Source organism: Nocardioides eburneus (assembly GCF_040838215.1).
GTDB lineage: Bacteria > Actinomycetota > Actinomycetes > Propionibacteriales > Nocardioidaceae > Nocardioides > Nocardioides eburneus.
Genome location: NZ_JBFPJR010000043.1, coordinates 1 through 26,701, shown reverse-complemented (window position 1 = coordinate 26,701; position 26,701 = coordinate 1). Strand labels below are relative to the sequence as shown.

Sequence of the window (26,701 nt, the reverse complement as noted above, 5' to 3'; positions counted from 1 at the left end):
AGGACTTTCGTGAGTGGCTTGGTCTGCGTCATACCGGGGTCGAACTCCTCCGTGTGGGATGGGCGAGCCCACTCTAGAGGAGAGGGTGGGGGGCCGCGGACCGGCGTCCGGGTGTGGTCTCCGTCACGATATGGACGACCTCAGCCTCGCATGGACCGCCTCGTCGACGGTCAGCCCTGCGCGCCGGAGCGCCAGCACCGCGGCACCGGTGAGCCCGTCGGTCACGGTCCGCACGTCCACCGGCTCCTCGCCGTCCGGGAGGATCCGGGCGAGCTCGCCGGCGACGACGGCACCCAGGTCGGGGTGGTGCGCCAGGATGCTGCCACCGAGCACGACCGGCCCCCGCAGAGGCGGTACGGCGACCGCGTGGAGCGTCCGGGCGAGCGCCGAGCCTGCGCCGCGGAGGATCGTCGCGGCCGCCTCGTCGCCGCGCGCCTCGAACGCGAGCCGCGCGAACTCGGCCAGGCGCACCGGGCGGTCGGCGTACAACCGCGAGACGGCGGCGGCCACGGTCTCGCGAGGGCTCGCGACGTCGGGGGCGAGACCGAGCCGTCCCAGCAGGAGCGAGGTCAGTGCGGTGGTGGGGCCGCGCCCGTCGAGGTCGGCGAGCGCCGCGCGCACGACGCGGCGGCCGATCCAGAACCCGGAGCCGTCGTCGCCGAGGAGCCAGCCGAGACCGTCGGCGACCGCGACCTGTCGACCGTCCTCGACGCGTATCGCGGCGGCCCCGGTGCCCGCGACGAGTGCGTAGCCGTCGAGGACGTGCGTCCCGGCGGCGAACATCGCGAGCAGGTCGCTCTCGAAGACCACGGGCATGACCAGGCCGGCCTCGATGAGCCGCCGTCGGAGCTCCTCGCGATGCGTCGGCGAACCCGTCCCGGCGACGGCGAGCAGGAGAAGACCGAGCCGGTCGGCGCCCAGGCCTGCCGCCGCCAGGGCCGCGGCGACGCTCTCGGTGATCGACCGCGCCGAGAGCTCAGTGCCGGCGGAGACCGGGTTGCCGCTGCCCGCGCGCGCCACGCCGAGACGCCGACCGGTGGCGTCGACGACCACGCTGCGCGTGCTGGTCCCGCCGCCGTCGACCGCGACGTAGGCCGACGGCGGGGTCGTCGTCCACGGTCCCGTCATGGGGTGATCCGGGCCGTCATCGGTGCTCCGCGGTGCACGCGCTCATTCGTTACCTATTCGTGACATTGAAGTGGTTGTGCCGTGCGGCGAGGTGTAAGAAGTTTTCGAGAACACTCCGTGAATCGTGACATGGATTTTCACGACGGCAAGGGAGTCCTCGTGGCGCAGACGATAGAAGGCTTCGGTGCGAGCAGCCGGATCAGAGCCGCGCTGCCGACGATGTCGGTGGCGATGGCCAAGATCGGGGCGCTCCTGCTCGAGGACCCGTCGCTGCCGTTGGAGCTCTCCATCACCGAGCTCGCCGAGCGGGCCGGCACCTCGCCCGCGACGGTCACCCGCTTCTGCCGGGTCATCGGGTACGCCGGCTACCCGACGCTCCGGGTCGGCGCCGCCGCCGAACAGGGTCGGTCCAGCGCCCATGAGACCTGGGACGCCGACATCGGCCGGGCCTTCCAGCCGGACGACGCGCCCGACGACGTCATGCGGACGCTCGTCAACGCCCACACGGTCGCCCTGACCTCCACCGCCGACCTCCTCGACGCTGCGCTCGTGGCCGAGATCGCTCGCGCCATCGCGCGCAGCACGCACGTGGACATCTACGGCATCGGTGGGAGCGCGACCGTCGCCGCCGACCTCCAGGCCCGGCTCTATCGCATCGGGATCAACGCGCACGCGTGGGGTGAGGTCCACGACGGCCTGACCAGCGCCGCGCTCCTCACCGAGTCGTGCGTCGCGATCGGGTTCTCCAACACCGGCCGCACCGACGAGACGATCGAGATGCTCACGCTCGCGAAGTCCACCGGCGCCTACGCGGTCGCGGTGACCAGCAACCCGTCCTCCCCGCTGGCCGCGATGTCCGACGCCCACCTCGTGAGCTATGCGCCGGGGGAGTACCTCCAGCCCGACGACCTCTCGGCCAAGCACGCCCAGATGTTCGTGATCGACCTGCTCTACCTCCTCGTCGCGCAGCAGGATTTCTCGCGTACGACGAGCATGCTCGCCGCCTCAGCGGCCGCTGTCTCGCCCCACCGCCGCCCGCAGCGCACCTCCGCCCGGGTGGTCCGGCCCGGCGTCGTACCGTCGAAAGGAACCTCTGCCTCATGACCGCCTCATCCACCGGTCCCGGCACCGGTCCCGTCGACCCCGCCGCCCTGTTCGTCGACTTCGCCGGCCAGGTCCGCAGCCGCCTGGCCGCCATCGACGAGGAGGTCCGTGTGGGCGGCCTCGACCCGGCGCTCGACCTGATCGTGACGTCGCTGCGCAAGGGTGGCGTGCTGCAGGCCTTCGGCACCGGCCACTCGCAGGCCTTCGCGATGGAGATCGCGGGCCGCGCGGGCGGGCTGATCCCGACGCATGCGGTGGCCCTGCGCGACGTCGTGCTCAAGGGCGGCCGGGACGCCGCGATCCTCGCTGACGGCACCCTCGAGCGTGACGCGACGATCGTCGACGAGCTCTACGCGCTCTACCGCTTCGACCCGGCGGACGTGTTCCTCATCGCCTCCAACTCCGGGGTCAACGGCTCGATCGTCGGGCTCGCCCTGCGCGCCAAGGAGGAGGGCCACCCGGTGATCGCCGTGACGAGCCTCGAGCACACCAACGCCGTGACCCCGAAGCACCCGAGCGGCAAGCGGCTCTCCGAGATCGCCGACGTGGTGATCGACAACCGGGCGCCGTACGGCGACACCACCCTTCCGCTCGGCGATGGTCTCGGCGTCGGGGCGGTCTCCTCCATCACCGCCGCCTATCTGGCGCAGCTCCTCACCGTCGGCGCGGCCGCGCGGCTGCGCGCCGACGGCGAGGTGCCGCCGCTCTACATCTCGGCCAACGTCCCCGGCGGCGACGAGCACAACAACGCGCTCAAGGAGAGGTACGCCGGCCGCATCGGCTCCCTGTCGTGAGACGGGAGCGGCACGCGCAGGCGGCTCCGCGAGAGACAGCAGCACAGGCAGACAGCAGCACAGGCAGACAGCAGCACAGGCAGACAGCAGCACAGGCACACAGCACCAAGGACAAGGACACGACCAACCGCAGCACCAGCACCCACCAAGGAAGGCAACGATGACCCAGCACACCGGTCGTTTCGACCGCCGTACCTTCATGCGAGGAGCGCTCGCCACGGCAGCCCTCCTCCCGCTCGCCGGCCCGCTCGCGGCCTGCTCCTCGCCGAGCGGTGGCGGTGGCTCCACGTCGTCCGGCACCAAGTCGGCGACCAACCCGTTCGGGCTCAAGGACAACACGAGCGTCGAGGCCGTCATCTTCAACGGCGGCTACGGCTACGACTACGTCACGTTCGCCGCCGACCAGGTGACGAAGCAGAAGGACTTCAGCGGGGTGAAGATCAAGGTCTCCCCGTCGACGCAGATCGCCCAGGAGTTGCAGCCCCGCTTCGCGGCCGGCAACCCGCCGGACCTCATCGACAACTCCGGGGCCGGGATCATCGGGTTCAACACGATCGCCGAGCAGCTCGAGACCCTCGACGACGTCTTCGACGCGAAGAACTACGAGGGCACGAAGATCGCCGACACGCTCTACCCCAACGCGAAGGCGACGGGCACGTACGACGGCCGCTTCGTCGCCATGAACTACGTCATGACCGTGTACGCCGTGTGGTACAGCGCTTCGCTGTTCCAGGAGAACGGCTGGACGCCGCCGAAGACCTGGGACGAGGCGCTCGACCTCGGCGCCAAGGCCAAGGCGAAGGGCAAGTACCTCTGGGTCTGGGGCAAGGAGGCGGCGACCTACTACCGCACCCTCGCCATCGACTCCGCGGCCAAGGAAGGCGGGGACGAGGTCCGTCTCGCGCTGGAGAACCTCGAACCGAAGGCCTGGTCGCACCCGGCGATCCAGGGGATCTTCGAGAAGCTGGGCGAGATGGTGACGCGGGGGATGTTCGTCCCGGGCGGCGCCGGCACGCAGTTCACCGCCGCCCAGGCCAAGTGGAGCAACGACCAGCAGGCCATCCTCTACCCCTCCGGCGGGTGGATCGAGAACGAGATGAAGAAGGCCACCAAGTCGGGCTTCGAGATGACCGGCTTCCCGGAGCCGACCCTCACCGACAGCCCGGCCATGCCGTACGAGGCGCTGCGCGCCGCGTCCGGGGAGGGGTTCATCGTGCCGAGCAAGGGCAAGAACCCGGCCGGCGGGAAGGAGATCCTGCGCGCGATGCTGTCGCAGGACGCCGCGACCAACTTCTCCAAGACCAAGCTGGCGCCGACGATCGTCAAGGGGACCGTGCCGGCCGACGGCTTCGGGTCCACCGCGTTGAAGTCCCAGTCGAAGATGCTCGACGACGCCGGCGACAACGTCTTCAACTACCAGTTCTACGACTACTACGGCATGGACAGCGACCAGCTCGTCGTCTGGAACTCCTTCCTCTCCGGCCACACCGACGTCGCCGGCCTGACCAAGGGCATGCAGGAGATCAGCGACAAGGTCGCCAACGACTCCTCCGTGAAGAAGCTCAAGATCACCTGACGATGGCGAGCGCGACAAGCAGCATGAAGAGCAGCGTCAAGAGCAGCACGCACAGCAGGGCGGCGCGTCGTACGCCGTCGGCCGGCCGCCCCCGCGTGACCGCCCGGCGGCGGCTGGCCCGGTGGCGTGCGCAGTTGACCTTCGACCGGGTCAGCTTCATGGTGGTCTTCCTCGGCCTGCCGCTGGCCATCTTCGTGGTCTTCGTGCTCGTCCCGGTGTGCGAGGCGTTGTTCTACTCGCTGACCGACTGGACCGGCTTCTCCCCGGAGATGAACGTCGTCGGGTTCGCCAACTTCACCAAGCTGGCCCACGACGACATCTTCGTCCACGCGGTGCGCAACAACATCGAGCTGGCGATCGTGGTGCCGATCGTGACCCTGGCGGCCGCGTTCGCGATCGCGATCGTGGTCACCATGGGCGGACCCAGCACGGGCGCGGTGCGCGGCATCCGCGCAGGCGGGTGGTATCGCACCGTCTCGTTCTTCCCCTACGCCGTCCCGGCCATCGTCATCGGCCTGATCTGGGCGCAGGTCTTCGATCCCGCGTCGGGGCTGCTCAACGGTGTCCTCACCAAGGTCGGCCTGCACGGGTTCACCGACTTCGCCTGGCTCGGTGAGGTGAAGAGCGCGATGCCCGCATCGATGTTCGTCATCATCTGGGGCTCGATCGGCTTCTACACCGTGCTCTTCGTGGCCGCGATCAAGGGCCTGCCGGCCGAGATCTACGAGGCGGCGCGGATCGACGGCGCCGGCCGGCTCCGCACGGCGGTCTCGATCACGCTCCCGCTCATCCGGGACAACGTGCAGACGGCGTACATCTATATCGGCATCCTCTGCCTCGACGCGTTCGTCTTCATGCAGGCGCTCAACTCGGGCGGCGGTCCGGACAACTCGACGCTCACCATGAGCCAGTACCTCCTCACCACGGCCTTCAAGAAGAACCAGTTCGGCTATGCGACCGCGATGGGCGTGGTGCTCGCGGTCATCACCTTGCTGTTCGCGGCGATCGTGTTCGCCGTCATCCGCCTGTTCGGAGGACGTGACGAGAGGGGCCGGGCATGACGACCGCCGTCGCCACGCAGAGGACCACGCCGACCCGCGGGCAAGGCGCCGTCCACACCGCCGGGGACGTGGCGGTCGAGACGACTTCCCACGTGCTGCTGGTCATCTGGTCGGTCATCGTCATCGTGCCGTTCCTCTGGGTCGTGCTGTCGTCGTTCAAGACGACGAAGGAGATCCTGCACTCGCCGTTCTCGCTGCCGGCGCACTGGCAGCTCGACAACTACACCCACGCGTGGACCGATGCCGGGATCGGCCGGTTCTTCCTCAACACCGTCCTCGTCGTGGCCAGCGCGCTGGTCCTCGTCATGCTCCTCGGCGCGATGTGCGCCTACGTCCTGGCCCGCTTCCGGTTCCCGGGGCGTCGGCTGATCTACGTGCTCATGCTCGGCGGGCTGGTCTTCCCGGTGTTCCTGGTGATTGTGCCGCTGTTCTTCGTGCTGAAGGACGTCGGCCTGCTCAACACGCTCCCCGGACTGACGCTGACGTATGTCGCCTACGCCCTGCCGTTCACCGTCTTCTTCCTCTACGCCTTCTTCAAGACGCTGCCCGACGACGTCTACGAGGCGGCGCTGATCGACGGCGCGGGTGAGTGGCGGACGTTCTTCCAGATCATGCTGCCGATGGCGGGGCCGGGGATGGCGAGCGTCGCGATCTTCAACTTCCTCGGGCTGTGGAACCAGTTCCTGCTGCCGGTGGCGCTCAACACGAACCCCGACCACTACGTGCTCACCCAGGGCATGGCGCGCTTCGCGTCGGGCTCGGGCTACTCCATCGACTTCGGCTCTCTCTATGCCGCGATCGTGATGACGGTCGTGCCCGTGCTCGTCGTCTACCTGGTCTTCCAGCGGCGGCTCGCCGGGGCGCTCTCGGCCGGCACGTTCCGCTGAGGGAGGCCGACCGCCCGGCGGCGGCCGGGGCGCCGGGCCAAGGCGTCCGGCTCGCGGGCAAAGGATGTGACCGCGGTCTCGCATCCGCGGTTAACGAACGCTAACCTGCAGGCATGAGCTTCGAACTCTCCCGCGAGCACGAGGAGTTCCGGCACGTCGTCCGCGACTTCGCCGAGAGCGCGATCGCGCCGTACGCCGCCCAGTGGGACCGCGACCACCACTTCCCGGTCGAGGTCGTGCAACAGATGGGCAAGCTGGGACTCTTCGGGCTCACCGCGCCCGAGGAGTACGGCGGCGCCGGCGGTGACTTCACCTCGTTGTGCGTCGCGATCGAGGAGCTGGGCCGGGTGGACCAGTCCCTCGGCATCACGCTCGAGGCCGGTGTCGGGCTCGGCATCAACCCGATCCTCACCTACGGCACGCCGGAGCAGAAGGAGCGCTGGCTGCCCGACCTGGTGGCCGGCGAGCGGCTGGCCGGCTTCGGGCTGACCGAGCCGGGTGCCGGCTCCGACGCGGGTGCGACCCGGTCCCGTGCCGAGCTCGTCGGCGACGAGTGGGTCGTCAACGGGGCGAAGCAGTTCATCACCAACTCCGGCTCAGAGATCACCTCGGTCGTGACCGTCACCGCGCGCACCGGGATGCGCGCGGACGGCAAGCCCGAGATCAGTGCGCTGATGCTCCCGGCCGGGACGCCCGGGTTCACCGCGGAGCCGGCGTACGACAAGCTCGGCTGGCACGCCTCCGACACCCACCCGCTGACCTTCGAGGACGTCCGGGTCCCGGCCGACCACCTGCTCGGGGAGCGGGGCCGCGGCTACGCGCAGTTCCTCGCCACCCTCGACGACGGTCGGGTCGCGATCGCGGCGCTCGCCGTCGGTTGTGTCCAGGCCTGCCTCGACCTCTGCCTGGAGTACGCCGGTCAGCGGCAGACCTTCGGCGGTCCGATCGGGCGCAAGCAGGGGGTGGCGTTCCAGATCGCCGACCTGGAGGTGATGGTCCAGGCCGGCCGGCTGCTGACCTACAAGGCGGCGGCCATGAGAGACGCCGGTGCGCCGACGAGCGAGTTCAAGCGGGCCGCGTCGGTGGCCAAGCTCTACACCTCCGAGGCCGCGGTGACGGCCACCCGCATCGCGACCCAGGTCTTCGGCGGCTACGGCTTCATGGAGGAGTACCCCGTCGCGCGGTTCTACCGCGACGCCAAGATCCTGGAGATCGGCGAGGGCACCTCGGAGGTGCAGCGGATGCTCATCGCGCGCGGACTCGGCCTGCCTGTGGAGTAGTCGCGGTCGTCGCACCGTAGGCTGTTCGCCGTGTCCAGGGGGTGGCGGCTGCTCGGCGAGATCGTCCGGTTCATGGCCGTCGGTGCGATCTCGACGTTCGTCGCGATCGTGCTCTACAACTGGCTCGCCTACCGGCCCTACGGCATCTGGTCGCCGCTGCACGGTCACGTCACCTGGTCCTACGTCGTCTCCCACGGCGTCGGGATGCTCGTGTCCTACGAGCTCTCCCGGCGCTGGACGTTCAAGCAGCGCGCCGGCGCCAAGGCGGGCGAGGGCTTCGTGTCGTACGCCGTCATCAACATCATCACGATGACCACGATCCCGCTCGGCTGCCTGTGGCTGAGCCGGCACGCGCTCGACCTCACCAGCCCGCTCGCCGACAACATCTCCGGCAACGTGGTCGGGCTCCTGCTGTCCCAGGTCGCCCGCTTCTACCTGTTCCGGCAGTTCGTCTTCCACCGCAAGATCCGCTACACCGAGGTCTACGAGGACCCGCGTGCCACGGCGGAGGCGGCCGAGGTCCTCGAGGGGATCGAGTCGGGACGGTCGGCCGACGCAATCCGGCTGCACGTCTCCGAGGAGCTCAGGGAGTGACGCTCTCGCCGGCGTGCCAGAGCGCGGTCCAGGAGTGGCCGAGCTCGGCGAGCATCCGGCGCAGCAGGGGCAGGCTCAGGCCGACGACGTTGTGGTGGTCGCCCTCGAGGCCGTCGACGAACGCCCCGCCCAGGCCGTCGATCGTGAAGGCGCCGGCGACGTGGAGCGGTTCGCCGGTGGCGACGTACGCCGCAATCTCCTCGTCATCGATGTCGGCGAAGTGGACCGTCGTGGCCGCGGTCGCGGACGTCGTCCACCCCGTCCTCGTGTCGGTCAGCGCATGCCCGGTGACCAGGACGCCCGAGCGGCCGCGCATCTCCTGCCAGCGCCGGGTCGCCTCCGCGGGGGTGCCCGGCTTCCCGAGCGCCTGCCCGTCCAGCTCGAGGACGCTGTCACACCCCAGCACGAGCGCCGCGGCGGGCAGGTCGTCGCGGCCGGCGACCGCTGCACACTTCAGCTCCGCCAGCCGCAGCGCGAGCTCGGTCGGGGCCAGGCCGGCGAGCTGGTCCTCGTCGACGCCGCTCACGATCACCACCGGCTCCACCCCGGCGTCGCGCAGCGTCTTGAGGCGGGCAGGGGACTGGCTGGCCAGGACGAGGGTCGGCATGCCGTCAATCTAGGGCAGGGCACTCTCTAGACTGGCCCCGCCAGCCGGAGTGGTGGAACAGGCAGACACGCGGGATTTAGGTTCCCGTGCCCTTGGGCGTGCGGGTTCAAGTCCCGCCTCCGGCACCCGCTGACCGATCGGTCGGTCAGCGCGTCGACGGAGGGGGCCGCTGTGCCGATCGTCCAGATCACGCTGGTGGAGGGCCGCGACGACCAGGTCGTCGCGCGCTGCATCAAGGAGGTGGCGCGGACGGTGTCGGCCTCGCTCGGGGCGCCCCTGGAGACGGTCCGGGTTGTCGTCACCGAGGTCCCGGCCGACCGCTGGGCAGTCGGGGACGTGCTGAAGTCGGAGGCCGCAGCCTCTCGCGGTGGCGTCGGCTGGACGATCGAGTCGGCCGCCGACGTACTCCTGGCGGCGGAGGCCGAGCGGCGTGACCGCGGCCGTCTCACGGACGAGTGGCCCGAGCTCGACCTCGCGACGGCGTACGCCGTGCAGCGGCGCCTCGTCGAGAAGTTGGTGGAGCGCGGGGAGCAGGTGGTCGGCGTCAAGCTCGGGCTCACCTCCGAGGCGAAGCAGCGGCGGATGGGGATCAGTTCGCCGTTGACCGCGGTGCTCACCGACGGCTACCGGCTCGAGGTCGGCGAGCCGTTGCGGGTCGATGAGCTCATCCACCCGCGGGTCGAGCCGGAGATCGTCTTCGTCATGGGACGGCGCCTGGAGGGACCGGGGATCACCGCGGAGTCAGCCCTCGACGCCGTCGCGAGCGTGCAGGCCGGGCTCGAGGTCATCGACTCACGCTTCACCGACTTCAGCTTCGCGCTGCCCGACGTGGTTGCCGACAACGCCTCGTCCGCGCGGTTCGTGGTCGGCGGCGAGACGCTCCGGCCCGACCAGCTCGATCTGGCGGCGGAGCCCTGCCGGCTCACCGTCAACGGCGAGGTGGTCGACACGGCCACGGGGGCCGCGGTCCAGGGTCACCCGGCCGAGGCGCTCGCGCTCGCCGCCAACGCGCTCGCCGAGCGCGGGGAGGCGATCGAGGCGGGCCAGATCGTGCTCACCGGCGGCCTGACCGACGCGGTGTTCATCCACCCGGGCGACACGGTCGCGGTCGAGTTCGAGCATCTCGGGACCCTCGCGCTCACCGCCGAGTGAGGCGTACGACGCGCGGCCGGCCGCGGTGGGGATGGGTCAGGCGTCCTCGAGCCTGAGGTCCCGGCGCAGCTTGGCGACGTGGCCGGTGGCCTTGACGTTGTACTGCGCGAGGAAGACCTTGCCGTCCTCGTCGACCACGACGGTGGAGCGGATGACGCCCTCGACGAGCTTGCCGTAGAGCTTCTTCTCGCCGAACGCGCCGTACTCCTTCATCACCGTCTTGTCCGGGTCGGACAGCAGGGTGATGGTGAGGTGGTCGCGCTCGCGGAACTTCGCGAGCTTCTCGGGCTTGTCGGGGGAGATCCCGACGACGGCGTACCCCTGCGCCTTCAGCGAGTCGAGCGAGTCGGTGAAGTCGCAGGCCTGCTTGGTGCAGCCCGGCGTCATCGCCGCGGGGTAGAAGTAGACGATGACCTTCTGGCCGAGGTAGTCGCTCAGGGCGACCTCCCGGCCGGTGTCGTCGGTGAGCCTGAACTCGGGGGCGGTGTCGCCGGGCGCCAATCGCGTCATGGCGCCAACCTACCGCCCGGTCACCCTGCGGCGACCAATCTGCCGATAGTCTCTGCGGCATGGCCAAGGCAGACCCGACGTCCGCACTCGAGAGCGAGATCGAGGAGGTCCGCGAGCGTCTGGCGGGCACGATCGACGAGCTCCTCTACCGATCGAGCCCGAAGACGGTCGCGTCGCGACAGATTGCCGCCGTCAAGGCGGTCTACGTCGACCCCGAGACCGGGCAGCCCATCACCGCCAACATCCTCAAGACCGTGGGCGGCGTCGTCGGCACGATCGTGCTCTTCGTGGCGCTGCGCAAGATCGCGAAGTGACCGCGCCGACCCCTGGCGCCGCGATCCCCGGCCGCCTGACACCGCACGGCCCGACCAAGAATGGCGAGAAGTCCCACCCGTGAGCGAGAAGACGCCCATCAAGATGCTCCACGACCGCGTCCTGGTCGAGGTCGACACCGAAGCCGGGGAGCGACGCTCCTCCGGCGGCATCGTCATCCCGGCGACCGCGGCGATGGGCGCGCGCCGGCTGGCCTGGTCGCGTGTCGTCGCGGTGGGCCCGCACGCCCGCGCCGTCCAGGTCGGGGACCGCGTGCTCTTCGACCCCGAGGACAAGGCCGAGGTCGAGGTCGCGGGCGAGGTCTACGTGCTCATGCGCGAGCGTGACGTGCATGCCGTCGCCGCCGAGCGGGTCGGCGACGAGGCGACCGGGCTCTACCTGTAGGGCTGCCTCGCGGCGCCCGCGGCGCCCGCGGCGCCCACGTTCGGTGCCGGAGGCAGTGGGTACCGACGCCGCATGTGCGAGCGTCAGCGAGCGTCCATCGAGTCTGTCGTGCGGCCGCGTCCGTATTCTTTCGGCTTCTTGACGGATGTGGCCGCATGAGAGACGACGTACGCCAGGAGCGCGGTCAGCATGCCGACGCGGCTGCTGCCACGCAGGCCGAAGCGCCCGCCGCCTCGACCGACGAGGAGACGCCGCCGTCGAGCCCGCTGAAGCTGTCGCGGCGCTCGTGGGTCTACGTCCTGCGCAAGACGGTGCGGGAGTTCACCGGCGACCAGTGCACCGATCTGGCGGCCGCGCTGACGTACTACTCGGTGCTCGCGCTCTTCCCCGGCGCGATCGCGCTGATGTCGCTGATCGGCCTGGTCGGCCAGGGACGGGAGAGTGTGGACACCGTCCTGGACATCCTCAAGGACGTGGGCGCGGGTTCGATCGCCGACACGCTGCAGCCCACGCTGCTCGAGCTGAGCCGCAGCACCGCCGCCGGCATCGGCCTGGTCTTCGGTCTCCTAGGCGCGGCTTGGTCGGCGTCGGGCTACGTGGGCGCCTTCGGACGGGCGATGAACCGCGTGTACGGCGTCCAGGAGGGCCGCCCGGTGTGGAAGCTGCGCCCCGCGATGCTCGGCCTGACCGCCGTCACGCTCGTGCTGGCGGCCCTGGCTCTGCTCGCGCTCGTGCTGACGGGGCCGGTCGCCAAGGCGGTCGGCGACCAGATCGGCCTCGGGTCGACCGCGGTCCTGGTGTGGGACATCGCCAAGTGGCCGGTCCTCGCCTTCGTCATCATCGCGATCGTCGCCCTGCTCTATTGGGGGACCCCCAACATCCGACCGCCGCGTTTCCGCTGGCTGAGCGTCGGTGCGGTGATCGCGATCGTGGTCTGGGCGCTCGCCTCCGTCGGCTTCGGGTTCTACGTCGCCAACTTCTCCTCCTATGACCGCACCTACGGGTCGTTGGCCGGAGTCATCGTGTTCCTGCTCTGGCTCTGGATCACCAACCTGGCGCTCCTCTTCGGCGCCGAGGTCGACGCGGAGCTGGAGCGTGGCCGCGAGCTGCAGTCCGGCATCGCCGCCGAGGAGAGCGTGCAACTCCCGCCGCGTGACACCCGCGGCATCGAGAAGAGCGAGAAGAAGCGGAGGAAGGACATCGAGAAGGGGCGGCGGATCCGGCAGGAGGCCGCGACCCGGATGCGTCACCTCCATGCCAAGCACCACGGCCATCACGGGACCAGCGACGAGGACCTCGACGCCGGGTGAGCCTTGGTGAGCGACGGCCGAGTCGGCGCACAGGGAGGCCGACTCGGCGGGCCGCGGTCAACGGCCTTGCGTCGCTGCTGCCGCGTTCGTGGCCGTCGTCCTCGCCTGGTGGGCGTGAGCCTTCGCCTGGCGGGGGAGGGCGCCGTAGCGGTGCGCGACGACGACGATGTTGCTCTCGTAGTCGTGGCCGTTCCAGTCGGTGCAGGTGACCAGGACGAGTCGGCCATCGCCGTGGTCCTGGCCGAAGAGCCTGGTCGCCCGGCGGGCGATCTGGTCGCGGGAGAGCACGTCGACGGTGTCGACCTGGTATTGGAAGGTGCCCTTCCGAGTGACGACATCGACCTCCTGCGACGGCTTGAGCCGGTCGAGCCGGTTCATGCTGCCGCCGCCGGTATGGACGGTGTGGCCGGTGATGACCGTCTGGCCGTGGGCGGCGCCCGGCTTCGCGCTGCCGCGCCACCAGCCCACCTCGGTGTAGTTGCGCGGCGGATCCAGCGTCGCGCCCTCGAGCCGGATGGGCACGACCTTCGCGCTCGTGTGGGCCGCTGGCATCCGCAGGACGAGCGGAGCGCCCGGGGGAACGGCGGCCCCGCCGGCACCGCTCGGCCACACGAAGCCGGCGACGACGATGGCCGTGGCGAAGACGGCGAGCGCCGTCCACACGCCGCTCGCGGCGGCGCCGAGGCGACTCGCGCCGCTCGCCGGACCAGCGGGCTCAGCCATCGGACTCAGCCATCCGCTCGGCTCGCTCAGCGCCGCGCGCGGCGGTAGGCCGTCAGACCCGCGCCGCCCGCGACGAGGACGAGGAGGCCGAACAACGCGGCGCGGCCAGCCGTCATCGGGCTGTCAGCGTCCGAGGCGTCGGCGTAGCCGGCGGTCACGACGGTGGGGACGTGCTCGGGGGCGCGGGCCGCCGGCTTGGCGGTCTGAGGCGTGGTGGGCCGCGCCGAGACCGCCCGGTTGGGCCCGCAGCTCGAGGTGCCGACCGTCAGGTGGAGCGCGTCGCCGTCGACGAACTGTCGGGCCACCGGGAGGACGGCGAGGTCGAGGGCGGTGACCTTGATCGAGCCCGCGCCGCGCTGCTGCTTGTTGAGCGTGATGTCCAGCAGGTTGTCCTGCAGCGGCGCGAGTTGGCTGCTGAGCTGGTCGAGGACGTTCTGCTCGAGGGTCCGCGTCAGCTGGGTGAAGCCGCTGTCGGCCGGCGACAGCAGCGGCGCCAGGGCATCGCCGAGGCCGGGGATGTTGTCGAGCGCGTTCGGGAGCGTGCTGCCGAGGTTCTGCTTCAGCGGCTTCGCGAGGGCGTCGACGACGCCGCTGAGGTCGGTCACGACGTGGGTGTTGGGAGCGGGGTTCACGGGCAGCTTCACGAGGTCGACCCGACCGACGGTCGGGATATTGACCCACGCGCCGACGTTCGCGAGGTTGCTGGCGCCCGAGACCGTGCGACCGTCGGCGGTGCAATGGCTCTGCACCGCACCGAGGTCGAGGTGGAGCGCCGGGTCGCCGAGGGCGTCGACCACCTGCGTGAGGCCGTCGCTCAAGGCTTGGGTGAGCTGCTTCTGGTAGGGCGCGAGCGCAGTCTCGATCTGCGAGTCGACGCCTTGGAAGAGCCCGGACTGGACGACGGTCAGCTTGCTGAAGTCGAGGCTGCCCACGCCGAGCGAGAGCGTCTCGCCACCGCGCAGGCAGGTGCCGTCACCGGCCGAGACGAGCGTGGCGCCGTCGCCGGCGAGACCGGCGCAGGCGGCCGACGTACCGACGCCGTTGCGGACGGCCGTGGTCGCATCCTGCGCGAGGGTGCCGGCGGAGAGGAAGTCCTGCCCACCCAGCGCCGTGACGAGGGGACGGTTGCTGCCGGTGTTGTCGCGGGTGCCGGTGTAGTCGATCCGCGACGTGTAGGCATCGGAGTCGGTGCCGCTGCCGGCGAGCGTCACCGAGACGGCGGTGCCGGTGGCCTGCGCGATCGCGGAGTAGTCCGGGGGCGCGGCGAACGCCGGCGCGGCGGCGAGGCCCAGCGCGGTGGTCGCGGCCAGCAGCGCTGCGCCCTTGGACATGACTGATCGACGCACGGTGGTCTCCCTCCCCGGTCTCCCGGGCTCCACGAGTGACGGACATCACGACAACGCCGGAAGAGGGGCGAAGGTTACGTCTGACCGAGAGAACGGCGCCTCGAGGCCCTCACTGACCGGTGCGGCGGTCCTCGATCCCGTAGGCGTACGTCGGGGTGAGGCGTACGACGAGCCGCTGGTCGCTCACCATGGCGGCGCGATACTCCTCCCAGTCGGAGTGCTCGCCGCCGATCCCGCGGTAGACCTCCACGAGCTCGTCGACCGTCGCGTCATGGGGGTCCGCCGCCACCGGGGTCAGCTCGGCGTCGCACTCCAGGACGGCGTAGGACCACACCGTCGCGCCGTTGACGTGGAGCGCGGCCCACGGCGTACGCCGCAGGTTGTGGTATTTCGCCCGCGTCGCCGTGATCGAGACCCGCACGATCCCGTCGTCACCGACGACGTGTGCGACGTTGGAGAGCTGCGGCTTGCCGTCCTTCTTGAGGGCGACGATCGTGGAGTGGCGGGTCGCGCGGGCCATGGCGAGTGCTGCGTCGAGTTCCATGCCCCCAGCGTGGCACCCGCCTGTCATCCGCTCCAGCAATGTCGCCACGTCGACCGCCCGGCCGGGACGCGACGTGGAGGATGCGTCGTCGCGCGCGGACGTCGGTGTGCGCGAAATGCACACGAGGCCAGGTCGTCTGACCTGGCCTCGGTGGAAAGTACGCCACGTAGGACTTGAACCTACAACCCGCTGATTAAGAGTCAGCTGCTCTGCCAATTGAGCTAGTGGCGCATGCCTTGCGGCGAGAGGAAACATTAGCAGCGGGCGCCTCCGCCCCAAAATCGGGAGGTGCCCCACGATCCGACCTGGGCCGGATCAGACCTGCTCGAGCACGGCGTGCGCGGCGTTGTGGCCGCCGAGGCCGGAGACCGCGCCGCCACGTCGGGCGCCGGAGCCGCAGAGCAGCACCGACGGTACGCCGGTCTGCACGCCCCAGCGGGCGGCCGGCTCGTCCAGCCGACTGCGCGCGGGTGCCCACGGCCAGTCGAGGTCGCCGTGGAAGATGTGGCCGCCCGGCATCGCCAGGTCCGCCTCGATGTCCTGCGGGATCTTGGCCTCGAGGCACGGTCGGCCGTCGGCGTCGCGCGCGATGACTGTGGAGATCGGGTCCAGCAGGTGCTCGTCGAGGGAGGCGATCGCCTGCGTGACGGCCTCCGCCTTCGCGCCCTCGGGATCGGCCTCGAAGAGTGTGGCGGGGGTGTGCAGGCCGAAGTAGGTGAGCGTGTGGGTGCCGGTGGGGACGTCGCCGAGGATCGTGGGATCGGTGATCGTATGGCAGTAGACCTCACCGGGCAGACGCGTCGGAAGAGAGCCGGACGCGGCCTCGGCGTACGCACGCTCCAGCGCCGAGAGCTCCTCGCCGAGGTGGAGCGTGCCGGCGAACGCGACGGCAGGGTCGGCACCGGAGCGGAGCCGGGGGAGCCGGTCGAGGAGCAGGTTGATCTTGAGCTGCGAGCCGACCGGCTTGGTGGCCGGGTCCTCGGGCTCGCCGAGCAGGATGCGCAGCACCCAGGGCGCGGTGTTGGCGAGGACGAAGCGCGCCTCGACGCGGTGGCGGCCAGCGGTGTCGTCCCAGACGACCTCGGCACCGTCGCCGGGGCCCGCGCCGGCGCGTACGGCGTGGACGCCTGCGCTCGTGACGATCTCGGCCCCGGCGCCGAGGGCCGCCTTGGCGAGCGCGTCGGTGACGGCGCCCATCCCGCCGACCGGGACGCGCCATTCACCCGTCCCGTTGCCGATCAGGTGGTAGAGGAAGCAGCGGTTCTGGGGCAGGGACGGGTCGTGCAGCGATGCGAACGTCCCGATCAGGGCGTCCGTGGCGACCACGCCGCGGACCAGGTCGTCGTGGAAGCGCCGTTCGATGGTCACGCCGAGCGGCGTCTCCACGAGGTCCCGCCACAGGTCGGGGTCCACCCGCTCGCGGATCTGCCGGTCGGTCGGCAGCGGCTGGAGAAGCGTGGGTGCGACCACCTGCGCGAGGTCGGCGACGTCGGCGTAGAACGCGCGCCAGGCGGCGTACTCCTCCTCGCCGCCGGTGAGGTCGCGGAAGCTCCGCGCGGTGGCCTCGCCCTCGGGGCGCTCGACGAGCAGGCCGCCCGGCCCGCCGTCGCGGACGAAGGGCGTGTACGACGCCGTCGGCCGTGACGTGAGCGTCAGGTCGAGCCTCAGGTCGGTGACGATCTGCTCCGGCAGGAGCGAGACGAGATAGCTGTAGCGCGAGAGCCGCGTCGGCCGACCCGGGAACGCCGGCGCCGAGACGGCTGCGCCCCCGACGTGGTCGAGGCGCTCGAGCACGAGCACGGAGAGGCCGGCGCGGCCGAGGTAGGCCGCGGCCGTGAGGCCGTTGTGTCCGCCGCCCACGATGACGACGTCGTACCGCTCCCTCGAGGTCACCCTCCGACCCTAGGGCACCCGTGGCAGCCGGCGTGCGGCATCGGACGGGGCGTCAGAGAGCCTTCTCGAAGAAGTGACGGGCGTACGGGTTGTCGTTGTAGCGCGCGACCTCCGCATAGCCCGCCCGGCGGTACATCGCGATGGCCTCGGTCAGGTGGTCGTTGGTGTCGAGGCGTACGACGGCGTGCCCGAGGTCGCGCGCGAGCGACTCGAGGTGACGCAGCAGGCGAGAACCGAGACCGGCGCCGCGCCAGTCGTCGTGCACCCACATCCGTTTCACCTCGGCATACCGCTCCGACCCCTCGCCGATCGTCTGGACGCCTCCGCAGGCGACCGGGACGCCGTCGCTCACCGCGACGACGAAGGCGCCGTGCGGCGCGGCGAGGAGCTGCGCGTCCTTCGCGCCCTGGCCGACGGCGTCGAAGCCGTCGGGGAACCGACGGTCGAGCTCGGCGAAGTAGGCCCCGACGGCCTGCTGCGCCGACGGTGAGAGCGGATCGACGGTCTCGAGCGTGACGGTCGATCCACGCACGAGCAGGTCGGCCTCGGCCGACGCGGGCGTCCGGGACGTGCTGCTCGGCATCTGCCTGACTCTAGTCAGACGAACGGCGCGGAGAAAGGCTGCGGGAACGACCGAGCCCCGGCCTTCGCTGCGTGAGCGAGGGCCGGGGCTCGGGTGAGGCGTACGGGTCAGAGACCGCGGACGTTCGACGCCTGCGGGCCCTTGGGGCCCTGCGTGACCTCGAACTCGACACGCTGCTCGTCGCGGAGCGACTTGAAGCCCGTGCCCTGGATGGCGGTGTGGTGGACGAAGACGTCAGCGCCGCCGTCGTCCTGCGCGATGAAGCCGAAGCCCTTGTCGTCGTTGAACCACTTGACGGTTCCCTGGGTCATGATCTTTTCCTCGGTGTGACGTGGTCGCGACACTGTGCCGCGACCGGTGCTGAAGACATCCGCACTGCTCCTGATGTCCAGCAAAACCGAAGACCAAGTACTACGAAGATGAGCGGCCGCCGACGGCGGCCGGGAAAGCCGATGCTGCTGGCTCCCTTCAACACGGCGAGCCTATCAGGGCATCGGTCGTGGAGCGTCATCCTCGGCGTTCTGGCACGAAGCCCCGTCCTGATCGATCAGAACGGGGCTTCGTGGTCTGCAGTCCTGCTGCAGTGATGGGGTGAGCGACGGGGCTCGAACCCGCGACCCTCGCGACCACAACGCGATGCTCTACCAGCTGAGCTACGCCCACCATCAGTCCTGGGCGACCTCGCGAGCGAGTTCGTCAGAACCGAGAAGGAAGCATAGGGGAATCACGCCTCCGGTGCGGAATCGGGGCCACCCAGGCCGGTGATCGCGCCGCCGTGGCGCACCGCGATCGCCTTGGCCGTGGCGCTGTCGGGCCCGGGTCGGGCCACGAAGACGGCCTCGCGGTAGTAGCGCAGCTCCTCGATCGACTCCTGGATGTCGGCCAGGGCACGGTGGTTGCCACGCTTGGCCGGCGCCTGGAAGTAGGCCCGCGGGAACCATCGCCGAGCCAGCTCCTTGATGGAGGAGACGTCGACGTTGCGATAGTGGAGGAAGCCCTCGAGCCCCGGCATGTCACGTGCCAGGAACGAGCGGTCGGTCGCGACCGTGTTGCCGCCGAGCGGGGGACGGCTCTCGGGCGCGCAGTGCTCGAGGACGTAGGCCATGACCTGCTGCTCGGCCTCGGCCAGCGTGACGCCATGCTCCAGCTCCGGCAGGAGCGCCGACTTCGTGTGCATCTCCCGGACGAAGTCGTCCATCTGGGTGATCGCCTCGGCGGGCGGCTTGATGACGATGTCGACGCCCTCGCCGAGCACATTGAGGTCGAAGTCGGTGACCAGCGCGGCGACCTCGATGAGGGCGTCCTTCTCGAGGTCGAGACCCGTCATCTCGCAGTCGATCCACACGAGTCGGTCGTTGAGTGAAGGCACGCAGGCACCCTACCGCCGTACGCCGACGGGGGAGTCTCAGCGCACGTTCAGCCCGATTCTCTAGGGTTGCCTAGGGTGAAGGCCGTCGGGGCCGCACCCCGAGCCTGCACGCCGGGCGCACACGAGGAGATTCGGACGGATGGCAAGCAAGAGCGAGAAGGCGCGCGAGCGCGCGGAGCGAGCGGCGGCGACCCTCGCGGCCCAGAAGAAGCGTGAGCAGCGGCGCCGGATCCTCTCCATCGTCGGAGTGGTCGTGGCGATCGCGGTCATCATCGGCGTGGCCCTCGGGATCAGTCTCACGCGCGGCAGCACGAAGGTGGACGCGCCGGTCTCCTCGTCGTACGACCTGGCCATCGGGCCAAAGAACGCGCCTCACACCGTCGTGATCTATGAGGACTTCCTCTGTCCGTACTGCCAGGCCTTCGAGTCGGCCTCGCGCGACGGTCTGGCGAAGCTCGCCGCAGACGGCAAGGTGCGGGTCGAGTACCGTCCGTTCCACTTCCTCCAGCCCGACTACTCGCTGGAGGCGCTCAACGCGTTCGCCGTCGTCAAGGGCGCCTACCCGACCGGCGATGTCGCGAAGAAGTTCCACGACCTGCTCTATGAGAACCAGCCCGACGAGCAGGGCCCGTTCCCGAGCATGGACTCGCTCGTCGACCTGGCCGTCCAGGCCGGCGCCGAGAAGTCGAAGGTCGAGGACGCCATCAAGGCGACCGACAGCGAGCAGTCCTGGACCGACAAGGCCACCGCCGAGGCCAACAACGCCGGGGTCCAGAGCACCCCGACCGTGCTCCTCGACGGCAAGCTCTACCAGCAGGGCACCAGCGTCGAGGACCTCGCCACGAACCTGATCAAGCAGCTGTCCTGATGGCCCTCTAGGCTTCCGCCCGTGCACATCGAGCAGGTCAAGAAATACGTCCTGTCGTCGTTGCTCTGCTCGGTGGTGATGCTCCACTCGGCCGCGATGGCGCTCCTCGGCGCCACCGCGGCGGACAAGGGCGGCGCGCGACAGGGCCTCTTCGTCATCTCGGTCCTGCTCGGAGCCATCGCGATCGTCGGCGTCCGGCTGATCAACAAGCTCTCGGCGCTCACGCCCTGGCTGCTCGGCGCGATCGTGATCCCGGTCGTCGTCTACTACATCGTCCTCTGGCGCTGAGCCCTGCTCGACCCGGCCATGTCACGCTAGTCCCTGTGGATGAATCGCGTCTGCGCTGGGAGGAGGCGGCCAACTGGCCGATCACGACCGCGGCGCTCGTCTTCCTGGCCGCCTGGTCCTGGCCGATCCTCGACCCCGACCTGGGGTCGCCGTGGCGGGGAGTGTGCTGGTGGCTGACCTGGGTGACGTGGGCGATCTTCGCGGTGGACTACGCCATGCGGGTCTATCTCGCCGAGCAGCGCTGGCGGTTCCTGCGGGAGTCCTGGCTCGATCTCGCGATCGTCGTCCTGCCGGTCTTCCGCCCGCTCCGGCTGCTGCGCGTGGTGAAGTTGCTCGGCATCCTCAACCGGCACGCCAGCCTGTCGCTGCGCGGCCGGGTGGCGTCCTACGTCGGCTCGGCCACGGTCCTGGTGCTCTTCGTGGGGAGCGTCGCGGTCCTCTCCGCCGAGCGGGGGAAGCCGGGCGCCAACATCGATCGCTTCAGTGACGCGTTGTGGTGGTCGATCACGACGATCACGACCGCCGGCTACGGCGACCGCTTCCCGGTGACCTTCACCGGCCGCTGCGTCGCCGTCGGGCTCATGCTCTGCGGCATCGCCCTGCTCGGTGTCGTCACCGCCTTCTTCGCCTCGTGGCTGATCCGCGGCGTCGAGGAGGAGCAGGAGGAGGCGATCCGGGTGACCGCGAGCGATGTCGAGACGCTGATCGGCGAGGTGCGCGAGCTGCGGGCGGAGGTACGCCGGTTGCGCGCGACCCCCCAGCAGGAGGCGGAGCCGCCGGTGGCATCCTCGGAGCATGGAGCCTGACTGGAACACGCTGAGCGAGGGCGACGTGGTCTACCTCGAGGGGCAGGCCGGAGGTCCGGTGCAGTTCCGGGTGGGGAAGGATGCGATCTATCCCCAGGAGTATCCCGTCGTCCACTGGGACCACCCCTACCTCCCGCTCGCTGACGCGCAGCAGGAGGTCGCCGAAGCCGGCGACGACGAGAGCGGCCTGCGGAAGAAGTACGACGCCGCCACCGGCACCTGGCGCTACTGAGCCGCTACCCGGTGCCGCGGCCCAGCGCCGGTGCGCGGGGCGACGGCACCGGGCCGCGCAGGATCCTCAGGTCGTCGGCAACCGGTAGTCGGCGTACTGCTCCCGCAGGGTCTTCTTGGAGAACTTGCCGACCGAGGTCTTCGGCACCTCGTCGATGAAGACGACGTCGTCGGGGACCTGCCACTTCCCGAGCCGCTCCTGGAGGAAGGCGGTCAGCTCCTCCTTGGTCAGCGACCGGCCGTCGCGGACGACGACGAACGCCAGCGGGCGCTCGCCCCACTTGGGGTGGGGGACGGCGATCACGGCCGCCTCGGCGACCGCCGGGTGGGCCATGACCTGGTTCTCGACCTCGACCGAGCTGATCCACTCGCCGCCGGACTTCACCAGGTCCTTCGTGCGGTCGACGATCTTGAGGTAGCCCAGCGGCGTGATCGCCGCGACGTCGCCGGTGCGCAGCCAGCCGTCGGGGGAGAACGAGTCACCCGGCTTGTCGGTCTTGTAGTACTGCCGCGCGATCCAGGGCCCGCTCACCTCGAGGTCGCCGCTCGTCTCGCCGTCCCAGGGAAGCTCCTCGCGGCTGACCGCGTCGACGATGCGCGCCGAGACACCGGGGGCGATCAGGCCGGCTGTCGCGAGCGTCGCCACCTCGGCCTCGCGGCCGGCCTCCTCGATCTCCTTCCGCAGCGTGGCGACGCTGCCGAGCGGCGACATCTCCGTCATGCCCCACGCCTGGGTGAGGGGGACTCCGATCGCGTCGCGCCAGGCCTCGGACAAGGCGCTCGGCACGGCGGAGCCGCCGCAGATGACCGCGCGCAGCGACGACAGGTCGTGGTCCTTGAGGAGCGGCGCCACACCCATCCAGATCGTGGGTACGCCGGCCGCGACCGTGACCTTCTCCTGCTCCATCAGCGTGACGATGCCGGCGGGCGAGAGGTCGGGGCCGGGCATGATCAGCGACGCGCCGCCCATGAGGGGGGAGTGGGCGTAGCCCCAGCCGTTGGCGTGGAACAGCGGCACGACCGGCAGAACCCGGTCGCGGTCGGTCATCCCGAAGACGCCGCTGGTCAGCGAGCCGATGGCGTGCAGCCAGTTGGAGCGGTGGGAGTAGACGACGCCCTTGGGGTGGCCGGTGGTGCCGGAGGTGTAGCAGATGCCGGCGGCCTGGCGCTCGTCGGTGACACGGCCGGTCAGGTCGGTCTCGGGCGCGTCGGACATCAGCTCCTCGTAGGAGACGACCCGTGGGTCGTCGGGGAGCGGCGTCGGCGCCCCGTCGTCCATCACGACGACGTGCTTGAGCGTGGTCAGCTGAGGAAGGAGCGGTCCGAGGAGGCCCAGCAGCGAGCGGTCGACGAAGACCGCCTCGTCCTCGGCGTGCTCGAAGGTGTAGACCAGCTGCTCCGGGAAGTAGCGGATGTTGCCGGTGTGCAGCACCCGACCGCTGCAGGGTGCAGCGAAGTAGAGCGCCAGGTGGCGGAAGGTGTTCCAGGCGAAGCTCGCCACCCGGCCGTCAGGGGAGATGCCGAGCCGGTCCAGGACACCGGCCAGGCGGCGTACCTCCACCGCCAGGTCGGCGTACGTCGCGCGCTCGACCCCGGAGAGGGTCTTGGTCACGATCTCGCGGGTGCCCCAGAGGCGCTCGCCGCGGTCGAGGATCGATGTGATCGTCAGAGGTGCGTCCTGCATCAGCCCGTCCATGGCGGACATGGTGACCGAATGTGTCCTGGCTCACAAGGACCTCGGGGCGGTGATGGACGGGTCGGGCGCGGGCCTCAGGCGACCGGTGCGCGACCGAGCGTCACCGTCGCGGAGTGGCGCGCACCGGACGCGTCGGTCCAGACCAGCGCCACCCGGTCGCCGGGCTCGTGCTCGGCCAGCGCGGAGGTGAGGTCGTCGACGCTGCTGACCGTCGTCTTGTCGAAGGAGGTGATCGTGCTGCCGGCGGTCACCCCGGCGGATGCGGCCGCCCCGCCCTCGACGACCCCGGCGACCTGCGGCGTGGAGCCGTCGTAGAGCTGGACGCCCAGGGCGGCGTCGTACCCGATCTCGACGTCGCCGGACTCCTCGCCGGTCAGGATCTGCGCGGCGATGTCGAGGACGCGGCTGATGGGGATGGCGTAGCCGGAGATGTCCGTGCCGCCGCTCGAGGCCGCGACGTTCATGCCGACGACCTCGCCGTCGGCGTCGAGCAGCGCACCGCCGGAGTCGCCGGAGACGACGTCGGCGTCGACCTCGATGAGCCCGGTGAGGCGGGCGCTGCTGCCGTCCTCCTCGGTGACCGTGATCGGCGTGCTCGGGTCGGTGACCGTCCCGTCGGCGGCGACGAGCTTGCCCTCGCCCTCGGCGTTCCCGACCGAGGTGACCTGCTCACCCGTGGAGACGGCCGCCTTGTCGGTGGTCACCGTCGTCAGTCCCGAGGCGCCCTCGAGCTGCAGCAGCGCGACGTCGTGCACGCTGTCGTAGCCGAGCACACGCGCGGTGTAGCTCTTGCCGCCCGGCACCGTCACCGTGATCTTGGTAGCGCCCTCGACCACGTGGTGGTTCGTCGCGACGATTCCGTCCGAGCTCAGCACCAGCCCGGTGCCCGCGGCCGCGCCGTCGCCGTAGTCCAGCACCGTGTCCACGAGCACGACGCCGCGCGACTCGCTGGCGCTGGCCGGCTCCGTGTCCGTCGTCTGGGTCGTCGACTGCTGCGTCCAACCGTCGCCGGGAAGCCCGTACGTCGACCAGCCGCCGCCCGAGCCGCCGGCGCTGTCCCCGCCGTAGCTGCCGTACCCGCCATAGCTACCGCCGGAGCCGTAGCTGCCGTAGCCGCCGTAGTCACCGCCGTCCCAGTAGCTGCCGCTGCCGTCGGCGCCGGTGTCGCCGTACGCGTACCCGTAGCCCGGCGCGTAGCCGCGGTCGTCGACGGCGCTCGCGGCGGCGGGGACGACGGCGGGGAGAGCGACCAGCGGGATCGCCAGAGCGGTGGCGGCGAGCGTGTGGCGCAGGCGTCGGCGGGAGCGGGGCGAGCGGTCGGTGGCCATCGGGATTCCTCCGCAGGAGAAGGGCTGATGACCTCACTGTCCGCGCGTTCGCTATGAGGTGGCTGTGGAGCGGTCAGGCCTGTGCTGGGAGATGTTCAGACGACCGCCTCCGCGTGCGCCGTGAGAGCGTGCGGGAGCGCGTCGGCGCGCGGCCAGAGGTCGGCGAGGATGCCGACGGCGCGCTCGATCTCGGCGGGCGCCGCGGTGATCGGCAGCCGGAGGTGGCGCTCGTAGGCGCCGTCCGCGCCGAAACGCGGTCCGGCGGTGAGCAGCAGCCCGCGGCCGCGCGCCGCAAGGGTCAGCTGCGAGCTGACGGGCGCCGGCAGGTGGACCCAGGCGGTGAGCCCGCCGTGCAGCCGCGCCGGGAGCGACCAGTCCGGGAGGAGGCGGTCGACGGCGGCGTACAACGCGGTGCGGCCGGCGCGAAGCTGTCCGCGTCGCTCCTCGACGACCGCGGCCGCGCGGGGGAGCAGCAATGCGGTGACGAGCTGCTCCCAGATCGGGGTGCCGAGGTCGGTGGCGCTGCGCTGGGCGACGAGCCGCCCCAGCAGCTCGGGCTCGGCCCGGATCCACCCGATCCGGAGCCCGCCCCACAGCTGCTTGCTCGCCGAGCCGAGGTGGACGACCCGGGCACGATGGCCGGCGGCGAGGGCGGCCAGCGGAGGATGGGTGACCGGCCGGTCGATGTCGAGCTCGGCGGTGGTGTCGTCCGCGACCACGATCGTCTCCGTGCGCGCGGCGGCGCGCAGCAGCCGCGCCCGACCCTCCTCGTCGAGGGACCAGCCGGTCGGGTTGTGGAAGTCGGGCATGACGTAGGCCATCACCGGCTGCGTCCGGGAGATCGCGGCCTCGAGCGCCGGCAGGTCCCAGCCCTGCTCGGTCGTCACGGGGCTCGTGACGACCCGCGCGCCGGCGAGCCGCAGGGCGTCGTACGCGTGGGGGTAGGAGGGGCTCTCGGCGTACGCGCGATCGCCGCGGGCGATCAGCACCCGGCCGAGCAGCGCGATGGCGCTCTGCCCACCGAGCGTGACGAGCACCTGGTCGGGCGACGTCGGCAGGCCGCGCTCGGTGTAGCGGTCGGCGATCGCCGTACGCAGCTCGGGGAGGCCGCGCAGCGTGTAGCCGCTTCCCGGCAGGTGCGCCGTCAGTCGCTCGGTCGCCTCGCCCGCGGCGTCGGCGAGCAGCCGGGTCGCGGGCAGGGTCGCTTTCGTGAGGTCGATGCCGGTCTCGCTGTCGGCGGGACTCGTGGCGTGGGGCGGGAGCGCGGTGGTCGTCCCCGACCCCTGGACGCTGCGGGCGTAGCCGCGCTCGCGCAGTCGTCCGTACGCCGCGGTGACCGTCGTCCGGCTGAGCCCGAGCCGCGCGGAGAGGTCGCGCTCGCTCGGCAGGCGTACGTCGGCCGACACCCGGCCATCGATGAGAAGCAGCCGGAGGCGCTCGGCGAGCGCGTCGTACGCCGGCGCGTCGGTGCGCCACTCGCCGAGCATGGTGGTCAGGTCTGCTGCGCCGAGACGTCCGCGTGCCATGAGGCCACTTTAGGTGGATTGGCCTCTGGTGGTCCCGTCGTACCCGCGATTGGCTATGTCATGTGAGCGTGACGATGGTGCGGCGGTTGGTGTGGCTCTTGGTTGGCCTGGTCCTCTATGGGATCGCGATCGCCGCGATGGTGCGCGCCTCGATCGGCATCTCGCCGTGGGACGTCCTCACCCAGGGCTCATCGCGCACGACCGGGCTCTCGTTCGGGCTGATGACCAACCTGATCGGCCTGGTGGTGCTGCTCTTCTGGCTGCCGCTGCGCCAGCGGCCGGGCCTCGGCACCGTCCTCAATGTGCTCGTCATCGGGCCGGCCGCCGAGGTCGGGCTACATGTCATCCCGCAGCCCGATCACCTCGTGCTGCGGGTGGCGCTCTTCGCGGGCGGCCTGCTGCTGCTCGCCTGCGCGACCGGCATCTACATCGCTCCGCATCTCGGCCCGGGCCCGCGCGACGGCCTGATGACCGGGCTCCGCCTCCGCACCGGCGCGCCGATCTGGGTGATCCGCGGTGGCATCGAGATCGTGGTCCTGGTCGTCGGCTATCTGCTCGGCGGCCAGGTCGGGCCCGGCACCCTCGCCGAGGCACTGCTCATCGGCCCGCTCGTCCACCGGACGCTGCCGTTCTTCGAGCGCGCGTACGGCGCCCGGCCGGTGCTCGCGCCCGCGTCTGAGCCTCCGGCCATGCCCACCGCCGCAGCCGCGCCCGCGGGCGACTGAGCCCGGGGCGGCTGCCGTCACCGGCGGTCGGTCGCCGGGGTGACGGGCGCGTCAG

Annotated in this window: 30 protein-coding genes and 3 tRNA genes; 17 read left to right on the top strand and 16 right to left on the bottom strand. The window is 70.8% G+C overall.

The window, feature by feature from the left end; all coding sequences use genetic code 11:
- Positions 1-123: 123 nt before the first annotated feature.
- Complete coding sequence (locus AB3X52_RS17665; RefSeq protein ID WP_367995413.1) at positions 124-1,128, bottom strand: N-acetylglucosamine kinase; 1,005 nt, start codon at positions 1,126-1,128, stop codon at positions 124-126.
- A gap of 129 nt (positions 1,129-1,257) precedes the next feature.
- Between AB3X52_RS17665 and AB3X52_RS17660 the strand changes: the two genes are divergently transcribed.
- The 3 genes from AB3X52_RS17660 to ngcE all read left to right on the top strand — a co-directional run bounded on the left by AB3X52_RS17660 (position 1,258) and on the right by ngcE (position 4,602).
- Positions 1,258-2,232: a MurR/RpiR family transcriptional regulator gene (locus tag AB3X52_RS17660; RefSeq protein ID WP_367995412.1), complete on the top strand. Its 975-nt coding sequence runs from the start codon at positions 1,258-1,260 to the stop codon at positions 2,230-2,232.
- Positions 2,229-3,026 carry a sugar isomerase domain-containing protein gene (locus AB3X52_RS17655; protein ID WP_367995411.1) on the top strand — a complete coding sequence of 266 codons (798 nt, stop codon included), beginning with the start codon at positions 2,229-2,231 and terminating at the stop codon, positions 3,024-3,026. Before AB3X52_RS17660 ends, AB3X52_RS17655 begins: the two co-directional genes overlap by 4 nt.
- 160 nt (positions 3,027-3,186) lie before the next feature.
- A complete protein-coding gene (ngcE, locus tag AB3X52_RS17650) occupies positions 3,187-4,602 on the top strand; it encodes an N-acetylglucosamine/diacetylchitobiose ABC transporter substrate-binding protein (RefSeq protein WP_367995410.1) in 1,416 nt (471 codons plus the stop codon).
- Here the strand turns inward: ngcE and AB3X52_RS17645 are convergent.
- Positions 4,595-4,762, bottom strand: coding sequence for a hypothetical protein (locus AB3X52_RS17645; protein WP_367995409.1), 168 nt, complete (start codon positions 4,760-4,762; stop codon positions 4,595-4,597). The genes ngcE and AB3X52_RS17645 overlap by 8 nt on opposite strands.
- Between AB3X52_RS17645 and AB3X52_RS17640 the strand changes: the two genes are divergently transcribed.
- The 4 genes from AB3X52_RS17640 to AB3X52_RS17625 all read left to right on the top strand — a co-directional run bounded on the left by AB3X52_RS17640 (position 4,737) and on the right by AB3X52_RS17625 (position 8,424).
- Positions 4,737-5,663, top strand: a complete 927-nt coding sequence (locus AB3X52_RS17640) for a carbohydrate ABC transporter permease (RefSeq protein ID WP_367995408.1) — start codon at positions 4,737-4,739, stop codon at positions 5,661-5,663. The two genes, AB3X52_RS17645 and AB3X52_RS17640, sit on opposite strands and share 26 nt — an antisense overlap.
- Positions 5,660-6,550 carry a carbohydrate ABC transporter permease gene (locus tag AB3X52_RS17635; protein ID WP_367995407.1) on the top strand — a complete coding sequence of 297 codons (891 nt, stop codon included), beginning with the start codon at positions 5,660-5,662 and terminating at the stop codon, positions 6,548-6,550. The genes AB3X52_RS17640 and AB3X52_RS17635 overlap by 4 nt, the downstream gene beginning before the upstream one ends.
- Positions 6,551-6,663: 113 nt before the next feature.
- Positions 6,664-7,830: an acyl-CoA dehydrogenase family protein gene (locus tag AB3X52_RS17630; RefSeq protein ID WP_367995406.1), complete on the top strand. Its 1,167-nt coding sequence runs from the start codon at positions 6,664-6,666 to the stop codon at positions 7,828-7,830.
- 30 nt (positions 7,831-7,860) lie between these two features.
- Entirely contained in the window at positions 7,861-8,424 is a 564-nt protein-coding gene (locus AB3X52_RS17625) for a GtrA family protein (protein WP_367995405.1), read from the top strand.
- Here AB3X52_RS17625 and AB3X52_RS17620 read toward each other — a convergent pair.
- Entirely contained in the window at positions 8,414-9,031 is a 618-nt protein-coding gene (locus AB3X52_RS17620) for a Maf family protein (RefSeq protein WP_367995404.1), read from the bottom strand. The two genes, AB3X52_RS17625 and AB3X52_RS17620, sit on opposite strands and share 11 nt — an antisense overlap.
- A 43-nt stretch (positions 9,032-9,074) precedes the next feature.
- On the opposite strand from AB3X52_RS17620, the gene AB3X52_RS17615 reads away from it, so the two are divergent.
- Positions 9,075-9,156, top strand: a tRNA-Leu gene (locus tag AB3X52_RS17615).
- Positions 9,157-9,202: 46 nt separating this feature from the next.
- Positions 9,203-10,183 (top strand): fumarylacetoacetate hydrolase family protein, encoded by a 981-nt coding sequence (locus AB3X52_RS17610; RefSeq protein ID WP_367995403.1) that lies wholly within the window; start codon positions 9,203-9,205, stop codon positions 10,181-10,183.
- A 36-nt stretch (positions 10,184-10,219) separates the two neighbouring features.
- Here the strand turns inward: AB3X52_RS17610 and bcp are convergent, their stop codons facing one another.
- Positions 10,220-10,693: a thioredoxin-dependent thiol peroxidase gene (gene bcp, locus AB3X52_RS17605; RefSeq protein WP_367995402.1), complete on the bottom strand. Its 474-nt coding sequence runs from the start codon at positions 10,691-10,693 to the stop codon at positions 10,220-10,222.
- Between the two features lie 59 nt (positions 10,694-10,752).
- Between bcp and AB3X52_RS17600 the strand changes: the two genes are divergently transcribed.
- The 3 genes from AB3X52_RS17600 (at position 10,753) to AB3X52_RS17590 (ending at position 12,720) form a co-directional block, all read left to right on the top strand.
- Entirely contained in the window at positions 10,753-11,007 is a 255-nt protein-coding gene (locus AB3X52_RS17600) for a DUF3618 domain-containing protein (RefSeq protein ID WP_367995401.1), read from the top strand.
- 103 nt (positions 11,008-11,110) lie between these two features.
- Positions 11,111-11,410 (top strand): GroES family chaperonin, encoded by a 300-nt coding sequence (locus AB3X52_RS17595; RefSeq protein ID WP_367995414.1) that lies wholly within the window; start codon positions 11,111-11,113, stop codon positions 11,408-11,410.
- A gap of 155 nt (positions 11,411-11,565) precedes the next feature.
- Positions 11,566-12,720: a YihY/virulence factor BrkB family protein gene (locus AB3X52_RS17590; protein WP_367995400.1), complete on the top strand. Its 1,155-nt coding sequence runs from the start codon at positions 11,566-11,568 to the stop codon at positions 12,718-12,720.
- A 57-nt stretch (positions 12,721-12,777) separates the two neighbouring features.
- On the opposite strand, the gene AB3X52_RS17585 is transcribed toward AB3X52_RS17590, so the two are convergent.
- The 9 genes from AB3X52_RS17585 to orn form a co-directional block, all read right to left on the bottom strand.
- Complete coding sequence (locus AB3X52_RS17585; RefSeq protein WP_367995399.1) at positions 12,778-13,443, bottom strand: class F sortase; 666 nt, start codon at positions 13,441-13,443, stop codon at positions 12,778-12,780.
- A 26-nt stretch (positions 13,444-13,469) separates the two neighbouring features.
- Positions 13,470-14,789 (bottom strand): hypothetical protein, encoded by a 1,320-nt coding sequence (locus tag AB3X52_RS17580; RefSeq protein WP_367995398.1) that lies wholly within the window; start codon positions 14,787-14,789, stop codon positions 13,470-13,472.
- Positions 14,790-14,898: 109 nt separating this feature from the next.
- Positions 14,899-15,333: a PPOX class F420-dependent oxidoreductase gene (locus AB3X52_RS17575; protein ID WP_367995397.1), complete on the bottom strand. Its 435-nt coding sequence runs from the start codon at positions 15,331-15,333 to the stop codon at positions 14,899-14,901.
- A 158-nt stretch (positions 15,334-15,491) separates the two neighbouring features.
- Positions 15,492-15,564: transfer RNA gene (locus tag AB3X52_RS17570), tRNA-Lys, on the bottom strand.
- 84 nt (positions 15,565-15,648) lie between these two features.
- Positions 15,649-17,226: a phytoene desaturase family protein gene (locus AB3X52_RS17565; RefSeq protein WP_367995396.1), complete on the bottom strand. Its 1,578-nt coding sequence runs from the start codon at positions 17,224-17,226 to the stop codon at positions 15,649-15,651.
- Positions 17,227-17,278: 52 nt separating this feature from the next.
- Positions 17,279-17,809 carry a GNAT family N-acetyltransferase gene (locus AB3X52_RS17560; RefSeq protein WP_367995395.1) on the bottom strand — a complete coding sequence of 177 codons (531 nt, stop codon included), beginning with the start codon at positions 17,807-17,809 and terminating at the stop codon, positions 17,279-17,281.
- A gap of 107 nt (positions 17,810-17,916) precedes the next feature.
- Positions 17,917-18,120 (bottom strand): cold-shock protein, encoded by a 204-nt coding sequence (locus AB3X52_RS17555; protein ID WP_367995394.1) that lies wholly within the window; start codon positions 18,118-18,120, stop codon positions 17,917-17,919.
- A 276-nt stretch (positions 18,121-18,396) separates the two neighbouring features.
- A tRNA-His gene (locus tag AB3X52_RS17550) sits at positions 18,397-18,472 on the bottom strand.
- A gap of 61 nt (positions 18,473-18,533) precedes the next feature.
- Positions 18,534-19,136, bottom strand: a complete 603-nt coding sequence (gene orn / locus AB3X52_RS17545) for an oligoribonuclease (protein ID WP_437440575.1) — start codon at positions 19,134-19,136, stop codon at positions 18,534-18,536.
- A gap of 181 nt (positions 19,137-19,317) precedes the next feature.
- Here orn and AB3X52_RS17540 point away from each other — a divergent pair, with 181 nt between their 5' ends.
- From AB3X52_RS17540 to AB3X52_RS17525, 4 genes are read left to right on the top strand one after another with little or no spacing between them, the layout of a single operon-like run.
- Positions 19,318-20,046: a DsbA family protein gene (locus AB3X52_RS17540; RefSeq protein WP_367995391.1), complete on the top strand. Its 729-nt coding sequence runs from the start codon at positions 19,318-19,320 to the stop codon at positions 20,044-20,046.
- 21 nt (positions 20,047-20,067) lie between these two features.
- A complete protein-coding gene (locus AB3X52_RS17535) occupies positions 20,068-20,334 on the top strand; it encodes a transcriptional regulator (protein ID WP_367995390.1) in 267 nt (88 codons plus the stop codon).
- Between the two features lie 35 nt (positions 20,335-20,369).
- The gene (locus AB3X52_RS17530; protein ID WP_367995389.1) at positions 20,370-21,140 is read left to right on the top strand and encodes a potassium channel family protein; all 771 of its coding nucleotides are present in this window, start codon (positions 20,370-20,372) and stop codon (positions 21,138-21,140) included.
- Positions 21,130-21,372 (top strand): hypothetical protein, encoded by a 243-nt coding sequence (locus AB3X52_RS17525; RefSeq protein WP_367995388.1) that lies wholly within the window; start codon positions 21,130-21,132, stop codon positions 21,370-21,372. The genes AB3X52_RS17530 and AB3X52_RS17525 overlap by 11 nt, the downstream gene beginning before the upstream one ends.
- 66 nt (positions 21,373-21,438) lie before the next feature.
- Here the strand turns inward: AB3X52_RS17525 and AB3X52_RS17520 are convergent, their stop codons facing one another.
- The 3 genes from AB3X52_RS17520 to yczR form a co-directional block, all read right to left on the bottom strand.
- Entirely contained in the window at positions 21,439-23,076 is a 1,638-nt protein-coding gene (locus AB3X52_RS17520) for a long-chain fatty acid--CoA ligase (RefSeq protein WP_367995387.1), read from the bottom strand.
- A gap of 65 nt (positions 23,077-23,141) precedes the next feature.
- Entirely contained in the window at positions 23,142-24,395 is a 1,254-nt protein-coding gene (locus AB3X52_RS17515; RefSeq protein ID WP_367995386.1) for a S1C family serine protease, read from the bottom strand.
- 95 nt (positions 24,396-24,490) lie between these two features.
- Positions 24,491-25,921: a MocR-like transcription factor YczR gene (gene yczR / locus AB3X52_RS17510; RefSeq protein ID WP_367995385.1), complete on the bottom strand. Its 1,431-nt coding sequence runs from the start codon at positions 25,919-25,921 to the stop codon at positions 24,491-24,493.
- A gap of 62 nt (positions 25,922-25,983) precedes the next feature.
- Here yczR and yczE point away from each other — a divergent pair, with 62 nt between their 5' ends.
- Positions 25,984-26,646 carry a membrane protein YczE gene (yczE, locus tag AB3X52_RS17505; RefSeq protein WP_367995384.1) on the top strand — a complete coding sequence of 221 codons (663 nt, stop codon included), beginning with the start codon at positions 25,984-25,986 and terminating at the stop codon, positions 26,644-26,646.
- The last annotated feature ends 55 nt before the right edge of the window (positions 26,647-26,701 follow it).